The organism is Roseimaritima multifibrata (assembly GCF_007741495.1).
Lineage (GTDB): Bacteria > Planctomycetota > Planctomycetia > Pirellulales > Pirellulaceae > Roseimaritima > Roseimaritima multifibrata.
In genome coordinates this window covers 739,496-755,028 of the sequence record NZ_CP036262.1, presented here as the reverse complement: position 1 = coordinate 755,028, position 15,533 = coordinate 739,496, and the positions used below count along the sequence as shown (strand labels likewise).

Below are 15,533 nucleotides of genomic sequence, written 5' to 3'. Positions count from 1 at the left end.
GGCCGGCAGCCCGGCCGTGGTTGCCGGTACACAGCCTGCAACGCGTAGCCGGTAGCGGTGCGCGTCGCTGTTAATCTTGAACCGGCTGGATCCTGACTTCAGCATCCTCAACAACCCTGGACAACAGGACGATGTCCAATCGCTTTAGCTGCGACAGGAGTTTAAGAATGTCAATCTCTGCGTCGAATTCAAACGTATGAAGCTCCGGGTTATTGCGACAATAATTAAGGATTTTGTCGGGGCCAGTCCCGACCTGGTCTGTGTCAACGCAGAGTACTTTTGCGGAAAGCTTCGGTGGTTGGCCATCCCTATCACGTCCTTCGGTCCCCCATCCATAAATGCGAAGTCCGACCGGCCAGTAGCCCTTTGGTGCTGCCGAGGATTCGATTAGATCGAAGATAGTAAGTCCGTTGAATCCATCCACACAAATCGTTCCAGCGCAATCACCGTATTGTGTTGACGCTCTGGCCGGGTTTGTCATTCAAGTTCCTTCGTTGGCATAAATGGTAACTGTCCCCACCGCCGCAGGGATAACGGGCGATAACGGTTGCAGCGGATTATCACCGATTGGAACTTGCCCCGCAATGACTGCACACGCGCCACCAGTAACAGGCACCACCACCAACGCGTAGCTAGCAGCGCACAACACGCGATGAATAGGCGGCAACAAATCCAACTGCCACCACGTAGCACACCCGCCAATGCGTAGCTGGTAACCCCTAGCACCACCCACATCCCGTCACGGGTAACAGGCGACAAGCAACACAGGGGCCCAGAGGGGCCCGAGGAACAGCCCCCGCCCTTGATGCGGTTTTTGCCCCTACCCGCAAATGCCTGCCACCGACAGCAGCCCACCACCTGCCCTGGTAGCAAATAGGGTCGCCCTGCACCCAGACGCCCAGGACCTGCAAAACCCTAGCAAATACCAGGGCCCCGGAGGGCTAGCTTCTTGTTGCATCTGAGCTGTACCCTGTTTGGTCACGTCGCGAACAAACACCTGCCCCAGAGGACAAGAGCAATGGCAAAACTAATCGCAGTCTACATCCGCGTATCGACCACAGGCCAAAACGAAGCGGGCCAGCGCGCCGTGGTCCAACAGTGGCTAAACAACCACGGCCACCACGCGGACGCTGTGCGCTGGTACGTCGACCAGGACACAGGCGACCACCTGGACCGGCCCGGCTTTAAGCAGCTGCAGCAGGACGTGTTTAGCGGCACGGTGGGCACGGTGGTGGTCTACAAGCTGGACAGGCTAAGTCGGTCCATGCGTGACGGCATAGACACCATCACCGACTGGGCCAAGGCAGGCATACGGTTAGTGTCCGTCGGCCAGCAGCTGGACTTTAGCGGCACGGTGGGACAAATGATTGCAGCTGTGCTGCTTGGTGTCGCGCAGATGGAGCAGGAGCTACGACGCGAACGGCAGGCAGCGGGCATCCAGGTTGCCAAGGCCCAAGGTAAGTACAAGGGGACCAAGCCAGGCCACCGCAAAGCCAGCCCCACCAAGGCCAGGCGGCTAAGCAACAAAGGGCTAACGCAGCACGAGGTGGCCGCTGCTATGGGCGTGTCACGGGCCACGGTGGCCCGATACTTGGCTGCTACAAAATAGTTTTGCCTAAATGCCCGGAATCAGGTCCTGAGAGGTTTGACCTTCCCCCGTGACTTCGCCTAGAACGCCCCTGGTCACACTACGACTACCGACCAACTGCCACCCAGTTACACCACGACACCACCAAGACACCATGGCCAAACGCCGACCGGAACGACTGAAAGAGATTGCTGTCCCGGCCACTTTCGTCCCACGTTTTTGGGAAATGATTGATGGTCGCACGGGCATTGCGAAGGAGGTACGCCACCGTTACCAGACGCTGGCGGACGACACCGGGGCCGACAGCTACCAGAAGGAGTTACTATGCCAGCGGGCTGTGTTTATGAGCGTACAACTTGAAACGATGGAATGCACGGCAGCGGAGACCGGGGCCTTTGACCACGGCGTGTATACCCAAATGTCGAACGCCTTGCTGGGGCTGCTGCGAACCCTGGGCCTGGAACGCGTCATTAAGGACACCACCGACTTGCAAACCTACCTTGCCGAGCGCCAAGCATGAACATCATCGAGGCAATCAAAGACCCGCAACTGCTTGGCAGCTTTATCGGTACGGACTTGGCCAGCTGGCAGCCTTGGCTGGCCGCCCTGCGGACGCTGTACGGCCTGCCGGTCGTCAACAGGACCGCACGCCACATTGTTGCCGACTGCACGGGGCGCAACGTCAACACGCTGCCGCCTGGTGGCTTCGATGCGGCCCTGTTTTTAACAGGCCGACGTAGCGGCAAGTCCCGCATAGCCGCCACGGTGGCGGCATACGAGGCGGTGCTGGCTGGTCACTACACGCGACTGGCACCCGGGGAACGTGGGGTTGTGCCGGTGGTGGCACCGACGATGGCCCAGGGTCGCATCGTGCGCGACTACTGCCGGGCGATATTTGAAACGCCGCTGTTTAAGCGGGAACTGGAGAGGGAGACAAAAAGCGGCTTCTCCTTGCGGTGCGGCACACGCATCGAAATCTTGGCGGGCGACTACCGAACGATACGCGGGTACACGCTACTAGCTGCGGTGGTTGATGAGGCTTGTTTTTTTGGCACTGATGCCGAGACACGCAGCAGAACGGATACGGAGCTGATGCGAGCGATCCGGCCTGCCTTGGCAACCACCGGGGGCAAACTGGTCTGCATTAGCAGCCCATACGCACGCAAAGGGTGGTGTTGGCAACAGTACGTCCGCCACCATGCAAACCCGAAGGGGCAGGTGTTGGTATGGAACGCAAGCAGCCGGACGATGAACCCGACACTGCCCGAGCACGTGGTGGTAACGGCCCTTGCTGAGGATAAGCACGCAGCACGGAGCGAGTACTTAGGCGAATGGCGAGATGATGTTGCGGACTACATTACCAGGGCCGTACTAGACCCACTGGTAATCGAGGGCTGCAGTGAGCGGATGCCTAGAAAGGGCACGAAATACACGGCCTTTGTTGATATGTCTGGTGGGCGTGGTGATGACGCCGCTTTAGCGATTGCCCACAAAGAACAGCAGAACGTGGTGATTGATTATGCACGCAGCTGGTCTCCACCCTTTAACCCGTCGGCAGTCGTTGACGCAATGGCCGTAGACCTACGCCGCTACGGCTGCAGGCGCGTCACAGGTGACAATTACGCTGCGGAGTTTGTGTCGTCCGCCTTTACCCGTAACGGCATCCGCTACAAACGCGCCGAGCAGCCGAAGTCAGGTCTTTACACCGAGCTGCTGCCGCTGCTTTGCAGTGGTTGCGTTGAGCTGTTGGACCAAGCGAAGTTGCTGGACCAACTGGCCAGCCTGGAACGCCGGACGCGTGCTGGCGGGAAAGACATTATTGACCACCCACGCGGCGGCCACGACGACCTAGCAAACGTGGTGGCAGGCGTTGCCGCTGTGACCAGTAAGCCAGTACGCCTAGTCGGCGCGATGTTTTAGACCGAAGATCAATTAACCAAAGGTGAAATGAGATGTTGCCAAACCAAAACCCAGCCCAGGCCCAAGCACAGGCACGAATCGAATGGTTTGAACAGGAAAATGGCAAACCAGTTGATGGCGGGGGAACGTGGCTTTATTACGCGACGGGGGCAAGGCGGGAATATGAGCGTTACGGATTTGGACAAATGGAACCGCCACCCGAGGACGACCGCGAGCGCTACGCCAACATTTGCCAATACCACCGCCTGGCCGTCAAGCGCCAGACGCAAGCGTTTGATGACCTGAAGGAGTCGCTTACCCACAACCCAGGCACGCACCCTGACCCAGCTGACAACATTGCCAGGTTGACCGCTGCCAGGGATGCGGTGCGGGCGAGCAATAAGGCACTTGCGGCTGCTGAGGTGGCGCTAGAGGACGCGGACTTGGCAGCCAGAGGCATGACGCGGGCCGACGCAGCAGAACAGGCCAAAGCAGAGGCAAAGCGGGCAGCCGCAGAAGAGGCCTACAAGACCGAACTATCTAACATCAAAGTCTAAACCAACCCAAGGCCAAGCAGATGGAAACCATCACCCACAACGTCCACAACCAATACGTCCGTCAAGCGACCGAAGGCGGCAAGGATTACCTGGTTGCCCCGGTGGCAATGTTGGTGCCTGGCGTCCACAAGGGCAGCGGCGGCGCGCTGCTTTACACCAAGGAAGAACTTGCCAAGCGACCGGGGCAGTGGAACGGCGTGCCAGTGACGGTCGGCCACCCAGCAATAGGTGGCGTGCCGGTGGCGGTTGCTGAGGTAGGAACGTCCCAAACCGTGGGCATGATCCGAAACGCCCACTGGGACCACCGGAAGTTGCGTGCGGAGGCCTGGCTGGAGGTTGAGCGACTACGGCAGCTTGCCCCGTCGGTACTGACGGCATTGGAGCAAGGCAAGCCTATGGAAGTGAGCACTGGTCTGTTTACAGACAACGTACCAGCCCCCTCAGCCAACTATGGCGGACAGGGGAACGCTGGTTTTACCAAAGTGGCCACCAACTTTCGACCCGACCACCTAGCCCTGCTGGTAACAGGCAAGGGCGCGTGTGCGGTTGTTGACGGTTGCGGCCTTTTACAGATGAACAAGGAAAGCGAAATGGACTACGACGAAAGCCCGCTACTGATGCCAACGATGGATTTTGGTCCACCGACCAACAACGGCTGTGGCTGCAGCAGCCACCAGGGGGCCAGCCACGACGCGATGCCCGTTGTCGCACCAAGCAGCTGGCCGCAACAGCAACCGCAGCCACACGGCAACCTGGGCAGCAGCACGCCCCTGGTTGCTGACTACCTGGAAGGGGCTGCCTATGCAATGCGAGCCGATGGGCATGCAGACGCAGCAGGCGAGCTAGACGAGGTGGTTGCCAACGTACGCGGCCAGTCGGACGAGGCACCGCTGCTGCTGCCAGACTGGGGCTACGGGCATGCCGACGCTGGCCAAGTCCACAACAGCCAGCAGGCAGCCCAGCACAGCCGCGACGACGGACCGTTGGTTATGGCAGCGATCGACTGGACGCAGACAGGCTAACACGCCTGTAGCCCTGGGGGCGGCACCACGCGGACTAATTACCCGCGTGGGGCCGTTTACTGCCCGTCACCCGGACAGGCCAGCCGCCCCCTTCTACTTCTTAACGGGTGACACTTTTTTGACAGGGTGACATTGATGGCAGCATCTAAGGCCAAGCCGCGCGTCTACAGCTACTTACGGTTCAGCACGCCAGAGCAGGAGTTTGGCAGCAGCGAAAAACGCCAGGAGCAGCTGGCTGCAAGCTGGCTAGCACGAAACAAGCTGACACTATACGAAACGCAAACTGACCGAGGGCTATCTGGTTACAGCGGAACCCACCGAAAAAAAGGGCACTTAGGACGTTTCTTGCATGACATCGAAGCGGGCAAAGTGCCACGGGGAAGCATCCTATTGGTCGAGAATATTGACCGCTTGAGCCGCGAGGAAACAGACAAGGTGCTGAAGGAGATCTGCTTTAAGTTATGGGACAACGGGATTACGCTGCAAACAATTGAACCTGAGGACACTTTTGCGCCAGGCAACAAGGACGATATTGCATGGATAAAATTGCTGTTTGGCATCCAGCGCGGACAAGCGGAGTCGAAACGCAAGTCAGACCTGATCCAGGCGTCGCGGAACCGGGCGTTTGACGACGCCAGGCAGACTGGGAAAATGGTCACGTCGCGCGCCCCCGCTTGGCTGACAACTGCGGACAACGGGACGAGGTTTGCATTAATCCCCGAGGCAGCGAAGACCATTGAACGCATTTTTGAGATGAAGCGAGACGGGCTAGGCAATGGTGAAATAGAACGGCAGATGAACAAAACCGCGACATGGTCACCACCACCCGTACGTCGCGCAGACCAGGCAGCAGGCAAGCAGGGGAACGGCTGGCGCAGCAGCTACATCAAAAAGATACTTAACAACCGGGCAGTGATTGGCGAGTACCAGCCGCATGTGAAGCGAGACGGCCCCCGCAAGCCGGTCGGCGAACCAATAAAGGGGTATTACCCAGCGGTAGTGAGCGAGGAGCTTTTCTTTGCGGTCAAGAAGAAACTTGACACTAATCGTGGGAAAGGTGGACGGACAGGACGGTTTAGCAACGTACTACGGCACCTTGTTGTCTGCGGCTATTGCGGCCGTGCCATGCACTACACGGACAAGGGCAAGCGGTCCAAACCTGGGCTGGTTTGTGACGGGGCACGGCGGCAACTGGGCTGCCCTTACCATAGCGTCCGCTATGACGAGGTGCTGACGTGCGTGCTGGACAACTGCCACCTGCTGCGACCTGCTGACGTGCTGCCAGACAACAAGGCCAAGTCGTCGGAGTCAAAGGCACTGCAGCAGCGAATCAGTGCTGGACAGGCAAAACTTGGCGAGTCCAAGCAGCAATTAGACAATTTGGTCGAACAAATTGCCCGCACGCCGTCCCAGACGATGCGTGATAAATACGAGGAAAGGGCCGTGGCACTAGAGACGGAGCAATCGGTCATAGAAACGCAGATTGCGACCGACAAGGCAGCGTTAGACCGCCTGACCGCTACCGCCACGACGCTAAAGCGGTGGCAGGCAGACATTGCCACCTTGCGGGCTGCAATTGCGCCAGACGACGCAACTGACGTACGGGCTAAACTAAACGCCCACCTGAGGGAATTTGTCGACACAATCACCATCTATCCCGTCGGCTTTGCCGCTGCCTACGACAAAGGCCTGCATGGCGGCATGGTGCCTGGCGAGGTAACGGACGGGCCACGCGGCCCCCGTCGCCAACATGCGCGACGCTCCACAGACTGGGACGAGGTGGACAGGATTGGTGAATTGATAGACGAGCTGGACTTGAAGCCACGCAAGCAAGCCAAGGGGTTTGCGCAGTACGTCCTGGGCCGTCGCATGTCGCGGGAGGGCCGGTTTTGCCGGGTGCGGTTTAGGACGGGCGAGAGACAGGACCTGGTGCCACCTGGCAGCCTTGCGACCGGCAAAGCTGTGCTGCGGGGCGAGGACGGCAAGGGCATGTCGGTGGAGCGGACGTTGCCGGACCTGAATGGTCTTTGGGAGGAGTTTAAAGCAGGAAGCAATTGAAGAAATACAGTAATTTGTCAGATATTGGTGTGCTATAGTTGAACAATCACACACCACCTGGAGTAACAAGAGTGAAAATCTTTATTAGTTGGTCTGGAGCACGGAGCAAACATATTGCTACGGCCCTACGAGATTGGTTGCCGAGCGTAATCCAATCTGTGAGTCCGTTTATATCATCCCAGGACATTTTGAAGGGGGCGCGGGGCAACGTGCAGATAGCTAAAGAACTTGAGACGGCAGCCGTGGGCATCATTTGTTTAACACCGGAGAATTTGAATGCACCCTGGATTTTATTTGAGGCAGGCGCATTGTCGAAATTGTCATCCGCATACGTTTGCACCTACCTGCACGAATTAGAACCGTCAGATATTTCACAGCCGCTAGGACAATTTCAACACACAAACTCAACGAGAGAAGATACGCTTTCACTAGTGCAGACGATAAATAATGAACTGCCGGACGGAACCGGTTTAGAACCCGAGCGGCTAAGAGACGCGTTTGAAATTTGGTGGAAAAAATTGGAAGTGCAAATCAAGGCAGTGCCAAGCAAGCCTGACGAAGAAGTCAGCCCACCTGAACGAACTGAGGAAGACAAAATCGATGAAATGCTACAGATGATACGGAAACTTTCGGACGCTAAGGTAAACCGGCCTGCCACACTTGCAAGTGCATTAGGCATGTCAATTGAACACGATGAAATGACATCGACCAAACCCTATTGTCAGTTTGAAGTTGATCTTACGAAAGTTAGCAAAACAAAACGGCTTGCCTTGATGAATCGCCTTAAGAAACACCCTAATGTCTTTGATGTACGACGAGTGAATGAAGCAGACTTTTACATTTTTGAGGTTGCGGGGCATTCTATGCCTGAGTCGGCGACTGCAGTAGGAGAAATTAAAGCATTATTGCAGACAGTTGGCGTCTGGTACAAGATACACGACCTCCGCTAGCGAAGGCAAACTGGCTACAACATCAATAAATTGTGCCTTCCAGCGGCGGCTAGCGTGAGGGCTCGCTTACCCATCTCTTGGCCTCGGACGTCACCGAAATCGAGATCGTACTGCGAGAGTTCCGCGAACAACTGCTGGATTCGACTTGGAGTTGGATCGAGCGGCAATTCACCCGAAAAGAACCCGACCGCTTGGGCCAGTGTGTCGACGGCAATCACATCGATGTCTTCTACCACCGCCGCTTCCGATGCGTTTGCGGTAGGGACAACCAACCCTCGCAGCCCTGCCTGCTTCGCCGCTTCGATCGCGACCGACAAAGCTCCTTTGACAGGTCTCGTGTGACCCTCCAGTGCAAGCTCACCGATCACCGCATAGTCATCAAACAGATCCGATTGCAATTGCCCGCTGCCAGCCAGGACGCCCAAGGATATCGGCAGATCAAAACCAGCTGCTTGTTTCTGCAAGTCACCCGGAGCAAGGTTGATAACCACTCGATCCTGAGGCCGAACAAAACCGCTGTTCACCAAGGCCCGCTCCACGCGATGAGCACTTTCTTTGACCGCGGCATCTGGCAAGCCGACCAGGATCGTTTTTGGCAATGCGGCCGGAGAGAGATCGACCTCCACATCCACCGGAATCGCCTCGATCCCCAGCAACGTGTAAGTTTTAAGTCTAGCCAGCATACGAACAGCCCCTGTAGCGCAGCGAAGAAGAGTCCCCTAATGTGACGGACCCAAGCCCCTAAATCAAGAAGAGGGGAAAGGAAGACCCATCGGTCACGTTTTCTGTCATTGCTTATTGCGATCGCTTTAAAACGCAACACTGGCCAGGCATGTGTTTTTTTAGCCATAAATGCCAAGAGAAACACAAAGGCGGTGAACTTAAAAACTTTCCCGGACCATGGCCGCTTCTCCGCAGCCCCAAATCGCAAAGAGGCATGGGGGTAGCTGCCAGGTGTTGCCCCAGACCGGGACAAGCCCGGCGGAAGCTAAGTAGCCAACTCCCAAAAGCGCAACATCAAAACCCGCGTCGGCCGGCTAACCTCCTTGCGGCTCCCCAATCCAGACGCTGGCCTACGATAGCGGCCTCCTACCTAACAGCAGCCTCCGGTCGACCCGAAATCTGCAAAATCGTGTGTGCTGCTGGCGGATTTGGTAAGTTGGAGTGATTCGACCGTTACTTTTTGGCGGTGCCCGCCATGATCCTCCCTCACTCCCTCTATGAGCTTTACGATGAACATGAATCGTCCCGATGGCCAGCGAGTTGCTCGGCGAGACTTTGTTAAACTTGGTGGAACCGTCGCCGCGGGGGTTGCCTCAGTCGGCCTCTTCGACGCTCGGTTTGCTCATTCCGCAGGATCGCCTGAAACCTCAGCCGAGACCTTCGTCGCAGAACTGTACGGCTCGCTCTCAGATAAACAGAAAGAAATCGTCTGGCGACCGTTTGATCATGCCGACCGTCGTAAAATCAATCCGAACTGGCACATCACCAAAGCGACCATTGGGGACGATCTTTTCTCCAAGCAACAGCGAACGCTGATCGACCAGATCGTGCGCAACATCACTTCCGCAGATGGTTACCAACGTTTGATCCGACAGATGGATGAAGACGACGCCGGTATGGAAAACTACAGCTTCGCCTTGTTTGGCGAACCGGGCACCGACCAGTTCCAATTTGAAATGACCGGACGGCACCTCACGATGCGAGCCGACGGCAACCGAGTCGACAAAGCGGCCTTCGGCGGCCCGATTGTTTATGGGCATGGCGAAGAAGTTCCGTCTGACAACCTCTTCTATTACCAAACCCAGCAGACGAATAAAGTTTTCCAGGCTCTGGATGCCGATCAAGCCAAACTGGCACTGCAAACGAAGGCTCCCAAAGAATCGGCCGTGCAACTGCAAGGACCTAGCGGCCATTTTCCAGGGATCGCCGTCAACAAACTTGCCAGTGACCAAAAAGAGCTGGTCGAATCGACTCTAAAGGTCTTGCTGGCGCCCTATCGAGAAGACGACGTGGATGAGGTGATGGAGATCCTGAAAAGCAGTGGAGGAATGGATCAGCTGCACATGGCCTTCTATCAAGAAGAGGACATCGACGATGACCGCGTCTGGGATATTTGGCGAGTCGAAGGCCCGTCATTGGTTTGGCATTTCCGCGGCGCCCCGCACGTTCACGCTTATATCAACATCGGCGTGAAGTCGTAAACCGTTGAAGGACATCCTGGTGCATCGATTCGCTTGGGCTCTGGTAGTGGCCGTTCTATCGACGCCTGCCTATGCAGGCGACGATGCGCCGCCGACATCGAATCAACGTCTTTCGCGTACGCCAAAGACGTTAACCGAAGGGGGTGTCGTGATGACCTTCGATGACCGCAACTTCAAGGACTGGATCAAGGCGTTGCCATTGTTCGACGAATATGGAGTCAAAGCGACGTTCTTCATCAGCGGTACAATCGATGCCCGAGCCCGAGACACGATTCAACAACTGAGGGATCACGGGCATGCGATCGGGTCGCACAGTGTCAATCATCTAAAAGCGGTTGAGTATTTCAAAGAGGCCTCGCCGGAAGCTTTTCTACATCGTGAAATCCATCCGCAGCTGAAAGAATTCAAGGCAGCAGACGTCGCTCCGGTATCGTTTGCATATCCGATGAGCCGCAACAATGCCGCGACGGACGAGGCACTGCTGAAAGTGTTTCGGCACTTGCGAACGGGCAAGAATATCGCTGCCGACAAACGCTTAAGTGAAGACAACACATTTTTTGTCCCGGCAGCAGAAATCGCTGAACGTGGGTGCCTTTACGGCAAGGGCATCGACCACACGCCATCGCAGCCCGATCGCACGTACGCGCAGATAGACGGAGCGTTTGAACGAGCCGCAAAGAATCGAGAGATCATCGTGCTGTACGCGCACGGCATTTCTGAAACGGGCACCGGCAATTTCGTGACTCCCGAAGCGCTCGCCCGTCTCTTCAGCAAAGCCAAGGAACGGGGATTACGGTTCTACACGTTCGATGAACTGCCTTGAAAGTTCGCCACATACGAATTCTGCACGGCTTCAACCGAAGCGGCCCAAGCTGCCGAACCGTATGCCAGAACGAAGAATCAAGAGTCGCCCGAAACCGTTTTTGTATCGGTCGTTCGGCTCGCCATCGGTTGCCGAATCTCGGTGATGACCTGCTCGCCATCGGTCAATGACGATGGGCAGACCTCTTGCTGTTCGCATTGTCGGCACACGATCTTCACCGCATCGCGACCGGCGATGTGCAAATCGTGTTTCTTACACAGATCAAACAATTCTTGTAGGTGCTGGCAGGGCATGGCCTGGATCCAAAAGGGGACTTGGAACGAATGAATGTCAGCGAGGAAGGAGCAGAATCCAAGTGTCGGATCTAAAACGCAGCTACCTTCGCCAGAAGGTGGATTCCACGCTCTGGCGAGTGTAGCGACGACCGATATTTCCCGCTTCTTCCGTAGCAACAAACACTCCTATTGTACGGCCTTTGGCTACACAAGTTAGTGGCCGCCCCGGCCGACCCGGGAAAACAGATCATCGGTCTTACACGAGGAACCAAAGAGACAGCTTGCCGCCAACGCCGTCAGAGAACAGGTCGCTGGCAAAGATTGCCGCCAGCAGGATCGAAGCATTGGTCGCGGCGTGAACCACGATGATCGCGAACAGATCTTTTCGATAATAGAACCACAGGTTCGTCAGTACGGCCCACGGCAACATGACCCACCACTCCCACATCATGTGCGTGCCCATAAAGACGACGACCACCACGATGAAGCTGCGCCAGGTAAACCTCGCCAGGGGCAGCTTGCGAAAATCCTGGTCGCCGTCGTAAACATCGGCGTAACGCATCACGAAGCTGCGCATGAAAAGTTCTTCCATTACCGGCGTGACCATCGCATAGCCGATCATTCGCAACGCCAGAACCCACGATACCCAAGCGACGCCGAACATCGTTGGATCGAATTCGGCATCCGCACCACTAGGCCTAAGCTGCGGAAACAACACGTAAGGCAGAATCCACATCGCGGCCAATGCCACCCCGACAAGCAGATCGCTTACTGTCATCCAACTCAACTTCAATCGCAATTCGCGATAGCAGCCTTGGGACCAAAAGTATGCCAAAGCTCCGACCGGAGCCACTACACGCAGCACGTACAGCAACAAGGCGAAATCCGCAGGTGCAACCCCTTCCAGTTGAAGGACCAGCAGGAACGCGAGCATGGGAACGACGTAAGGCAGCATTCAGTAAATACCTCGGTGAAACGGGCGCTGAGCCGAATGACGCTTACCATCAGACACGTTATTTAACGCCATCGATTTTTGCAGCGTCGGCTCGGCTAAGACGCTAACAAAGTCACCGTAATTTCCCATAATCAAATCATGAACCGGGCGGAAACAACGGTGGCATCGGGCAGCCGAACGAGTCGGCGATCGCCCGCATCAACTCGGCTTCGCCAGCCGTGACTTGATGGTCGGCAACGATGCACTCTGCACATGCCTGGATCAACGACTTTTTCAGACTCATGTCGACAAGGTCCAGAACGTCCAGCGCCTTCCCCAATTCCGAAAGCCTCATTTTATCTGGCGGTAGGAGCGTCAAACCAGAGACGTTCAGCGCGTTAGCCCCCGCGTCAAAGGCGGATTGGACTGCAGCGGGTTCGCCTTGACCGGCCCAAGCCAGCGAAGAGAGCAACATGCTGCATTGAGCGGAGACTTTTTCCAGCGAGTGGTACTTAGGCCGCGAGCGATCAGGTGGCCCCAGATGATGATGGACAACGCGAACCACGACCCATTCAAAAAGCTCAATCTTGTTATCCGCTTTGATTAAAACGTCCAGATTGGCCATGAACCCATTGTACTGAGTTGGCGAGAGTGACTTGAGCGCCCCCAACGTCATGTCGACCAGCGGCAAGCGATGCTGCTCATCCAGTTTCGAAATTTCCGCCGCAATGGCTTCGGTCATTTTTGCTAAACCACGTTCCGCGTGCTGTTCAAGCTGCGCCAATTGCTGCCGCCGGGCAACGGGCTCCCGATTCAGCAGCAACGCATACAAAACCGCTCGCGCACCGTACGGGTTACGGCTTGCTTCTTTGATTGCGTCGGGGATTTCAGAAATCAACTTATGTGCCAGCGACAGGTGCGAAGGCGTCGGTTGCCCGATCGCTTCAATACCAGCCAGAATGGTCACTCCTTTTGCGATTTTCTTTTTCCTTGATTCTTCTTTCTCGGCACTCGCATCGGATGCAGCGACCACCGATTTTGGACTTCGTCTCTTCGGGAATTTGCCATCCCAGCGAGGCTCGATGCGCAGGATTCGTTGTTCGAGTGGCGGGTGCGTCGCGAACAAGCCAGAGAACATCGTGGTCGCGCCGGTGGCGAAATACATGTGGCTGAACTCGGGAGCGGCGGGATTTTTGATTTCACCATGAACGGGACTGGCGCCGATCTGCATCAATGCACCAGCAATCCCATGCGGGTTACGGGTGAACTGAACCGCCGATGCATCCGCCAGGAATTCACGTTGCCGGCTGAAGGATGCTTTGATCCAGTTTCCGAAAAAGACTCCAATGGCCCCAATCGCAATCAGCCCACCACCGATCACGATCAGCGGGATCGGACTGGAATCCTTATTGTTTCGCCGCGATCCTCCCGAATAGAGGGCGATGCGGAAAACTTGCCAGCCGATAAATCCAATGACCATGATGCCGTAGATGTAGCCAATCATGCGGATGTTCATCCGCATGTCACCATTAAGAATATGACTGAACTCGTGGGCCATCACCCCCTGAAGTTCGTCGCGGGTCATGGTCTGCACGCACCCTCGTGTCACGCCAATGACGGCATCTTGTGGGGTATAACCGGCCGCGAAAGCGTTGATCCCCTCTTCTTCCAGCAGGAATACGGGAGGGACCGGAATCCCAGAAGCGATTGCCATTTCCTCAACCACATTTAACACGCGACGTTCGTCACGGTCGGTGGTGGATTGCTGTAGGGGACGTCCACCCAGACTGGAAGCGACAACCTGTCCGCCTCCTTGCAACGACGAAATGCGATAGGCACTTGCCCCCCCGACCAGTAACAACGTGCCTCCCCCAACCGTCAGCAGGATTTGCCAGTTGGTAAGCAACGCGATCAGGTCAATGTTCTTATCCTGATCGGCCATCTTGACGTTGTACCCTGTGACCGCGAGGCCAAGCAGTACGTAGACCGAGAGGACAACTCCAATCACAGCCAGAATGAACAGGAAAGTGAGCTTCTTGGAATTTCGGCGCGCCCGATCCTGGTGTTCAAAAAAGTCCATCTCGTCAGAAACCCAGTTCCAAGGAATTCACTCGACAAATTTGCCTGTCCATTTCAAAAGAGGATGGGCTAGAAAGATACCTTGGGAGCTGCCTGGAACTCAGCACTATCCTTGAATTCAAGGAGCTCGGCATTCTCAGGATGTCCAAACATCGATGCAAACACGATCGCAGGGAACTTTTGCCGAGCCACGTTGTAGCTGGTGACCGCGTCGTTATAGCCCTGGCGAGCGAACGCGACTTTGTTTTCGGTACTGGTCAGTTCCTCGGAAAGCTGCATCATGTTTTCGTTGGCCTTGAGGTCCGGATAGGCTTCCATCACGACACTGAACTTGCTCATTGCCCCCGACAAAGCCGTCTCGGCCCCCATCAACCCCTTCATGGCATCCGGGTCACCAGGTGCGGCGCTGGCCGCCTGAACGGCACCCGATGCCGCGTTTCGGGCCTTGATGACGTTCTCAAGAGTCTCGGACTCGTGCTTCATGTACCCCTTTGCGGTGTCGACCAGGTTGGGGATCAGGTCATATCGCCGTTTAAGCTGCACTTCGATTTGAGAAAACGCATTTTTGTACCTTTCCCGCAGCGAGACCAGTGTGTTGAATACGCCGACACCGTACATCACCATCATTAGCACAAAGACGACGACGACGCCCAAACCAATCCCTAAACCAACCATGCTCTAAGCCCTCGACGACTGTGTGATGTATTCAAAAATGCTTCCGCCAAACCCATTGCGGATAGTCTAACCGAGATAATGATTACGGTGTGAGTTGCCGCGAGCGTCGAGCGACCTTTTGCGGGGAGGACGTGAAATTTACCCGTGACGCATTGCCGCCTGTCCACGCTCTGGCGAGCGTAGCTACCTCACCACCCTCGCCAGACGGTGGTTCTCGCTCCATTACTGTAGCGGGGGCACGAGGCGCGTCGCTGATTTGTAACCTCACTCGGAAACCGTCACTTATTGATTGCTGCCTTCCACGGTGGACGGATTCGGCAGGCATTGTATTGATGCGTGAAACAGCGACCGCTGGCGTTTTTTCTTACAAATCCCCTCGCCGCGATCCCGGCCTATAATCATCGACCAAGCGGAAGGCTGTTAATCAGTTCCAGCCCGCATTGACTAGCACTAGAAAACAAGAAAATCG

Annotated in this window: 15 protein-coding genes; 9 read left to right on the top strand and 6 right to left on the bottom strand. The window is 56.2% G+C overall.

Annotation, left to right across the window (positions count from 1 at the left end):
• Positions 1-70 precede the first annotated feature (70 nt).
• The gene (locus FF011L_RS02890; protein ID WP_145350067.1) at positions 71-481 is read right to left on the bottom strand and encodes a hypothetical protein; all 411 of its coding nucleotides are present in this window, start codon (positions 479-481) and stop codon (positions 71-73) included.
• A gap of 537 nt (positions 482-1,018) precedes the next feature.
• Between FF011L_RS02890 and FF011L_RS02885 the strand changes: the two genes are divergently transcribed.
• The 7 genes from FF011L_RS02885 to FF011L_RS02855 all read left to right on the top strand — a co-directional run bounded on the left by FF011L_RS02885 (position 1,019) and on the right by FF011L_RS02855 (position 8,074).
• On the top strand, positions 1,019-1,609 hold the full coding sequence (locus tag FF011L_RS02885) for a recombinase family protein (RefSeq protein WP_145350066.1): 591 nt from the start codon (positions 1,019-1,021) through the stop codon (positions 1,607-1,609).
• A gap of 133 nt (positions 1,610-1,742) precedes the next feature.
• Entirely contained in the window at positions 1,743-2,108 is a 366-nt protein-coding gene (locus FF011L_RS02880) for a hypothetical protein (RefSeq protein ID WP_145350065.1), read from the top strand.
• Positions 2,105-3,508, top strand: a complete 1,404-nt coding sequence (locus tag FF011L_RS02875; protein ID WP_145350064.1) for a hypothetical protein — start codon at positions 2,105-2,107, stop codon at positions 3,506-3,508. Before FF011L_RS02880 ends, FF011L_RS02875 begins: the two co-directional genes overlap by 4 nt.
• Before the next feature lie 32 nt (positions 3,509-3,540).
• Positions 3,541-4,044 carry a hypothetical protein gene (locus tag FF011L_RS02870; protein WP_145350063.1) on the top strand — a complete coding sequence of 168 codons (504 nt, stop codon included), beginning with the start codon at positions 3,541-3,543 and terminating at the stop codon, positions 4,042-4,044.
• Positions 4,045-4,064: 20 nt separating this feature from the next.
• Positions 4,065-5,066 (top strand): hypothetical protein, encoded by a 1,002-nt coding sequence (locus tag FF011L_RS02865; protein ID WP_145350062.1) that lies wholly within the window; start codon positions 4,065-4,067, stop codon positions 5,064-5,066.
• Between the two features lie 135 nt (positions 5,067-5,201).
• Positions 5,202-7,124, top strand: a complete 1,923-nt coding sequence (locus tag FF011L_RS02860; RefSeq protein WP_145350061.1) for a recombinase family protein — start codon at positions 5,202-5,204, stop codon at positions 7,122-7,124.
• A 71-nt stretch (positions 7,125-7,195) separates the two neighbouring features.
• Positions 7,196-8,074, top strand: a complete 879-nt coding sequence (locus tag FF011L_RS02855; protein ID WP_218932979.1) for a hypothetical protein — start codon at positions 7,196-7,198, stop codon at positions 8,072-8,074.
• A 14-nt stretch (positions 8,075-8,088) separates the two neighbouring features.
• Here FF011L_RS02855 and FF011L_RS02850 read toward each other — a convergent pair whose 3' ends face one another.
• Entirely contained in the window at positions 8,089-8,757 is a 669-nt protein-coding gene (locus FF011L_RS02850; RefSeq protein WP_145350059.1) for a magnesium chelatase domain-containing protein, read from the bottom strand.
• 549 nt (positions 8,758-9,306) lie between these two features.
• On the opposite strand from FF011L_RS02850, the gene FF011L_RS02845 reads away from it, so the two are divergent.
• Positions 9,307-10,278: a DUF3500 domain-containing protein gene (locus FF011L_RS02845; RefSeq protein WP_246109689.1), complete on the top strand. Its 972-nt coding sequence runs from the start codon at positions 9,307-9,309 to the stop codon at positions 10,276-10,278.
• A gap of 4 nt (positions 10,279-10,282) precedes the next feature.
• Entirely contained in the window at positions 10,283-11,101 is an 819-nt protein-coding gene (locus FF011L_RS02840; RefSeq protein WP_246109688.1) for a polysaccharide deacetylase family protein, read from the top strand.
• A gap of 77 nt (positions 11,102-11,178) precedes the next feature.
• Here FF011L_RS02840 and FF011L_RS02835 read toward each other — a convergent pair whose 3' ends face one another.
• The 4 genes from FF011L_RS02835 to FF011L_RS02820 all read right to left on the bottom strand — a co-directional run bounded on the left by FF011L_RS02835 (position 11,179) and on the right by FF011L_RS02820 (position 15,064).
• Positions 11,179-11,394, bottom strand: coding sequence for a hypothetical protein (locus FF011L_RS02835; protein ID WP_145350057.1), 216 nt, complete (start codon positions 11,392-11,394; stop codon positions 11,179-11,181).
• Positions 11,395-11,632: 238 nt separating this feature from the next.
• Positions 11,633-12,331, bottom strand: coding sequence for a CAAX prenyl protease-related protein (locus FF011L_RS02830; RefSeq protein WP_145350056.1), 699 nt, complete (start codon positions 12,329-12,331; stop codon positions 11,633-11,635).
• 136 nt (positions 12,332-12,467) lie between these two features.
• Positions 12,468-14,390 carry a M48 family metallopeptidase gene (locus FF011L_RS02825; RefSeq protein WP_145350055.1) on the bottom strand — a complete coding sequence of 641 codons (1,923 nt, stop codon included), beginning with the start codon at positions 14,388-14,390 and terminating at the stop codon, positions 12,468-12,470.
• Positions 14,391-14,458: 68 nt separating this feature from the next.
• Positions 14,459-15,064 carry a LemA family protein gene (locus tag FF011L_RS02820; RefSeq protein ID WP_145350054.1) on the bottom strand — a complete coding sequence of 202 codons (606 nt, stop codon included), beginning with the start codon at positions 15,062-15,064 and terminating at the stop codon, positions 14,459-14,461.
• Between the last annotated feature and the right edge of the window lie 469 nt (positions 15,065-15,533).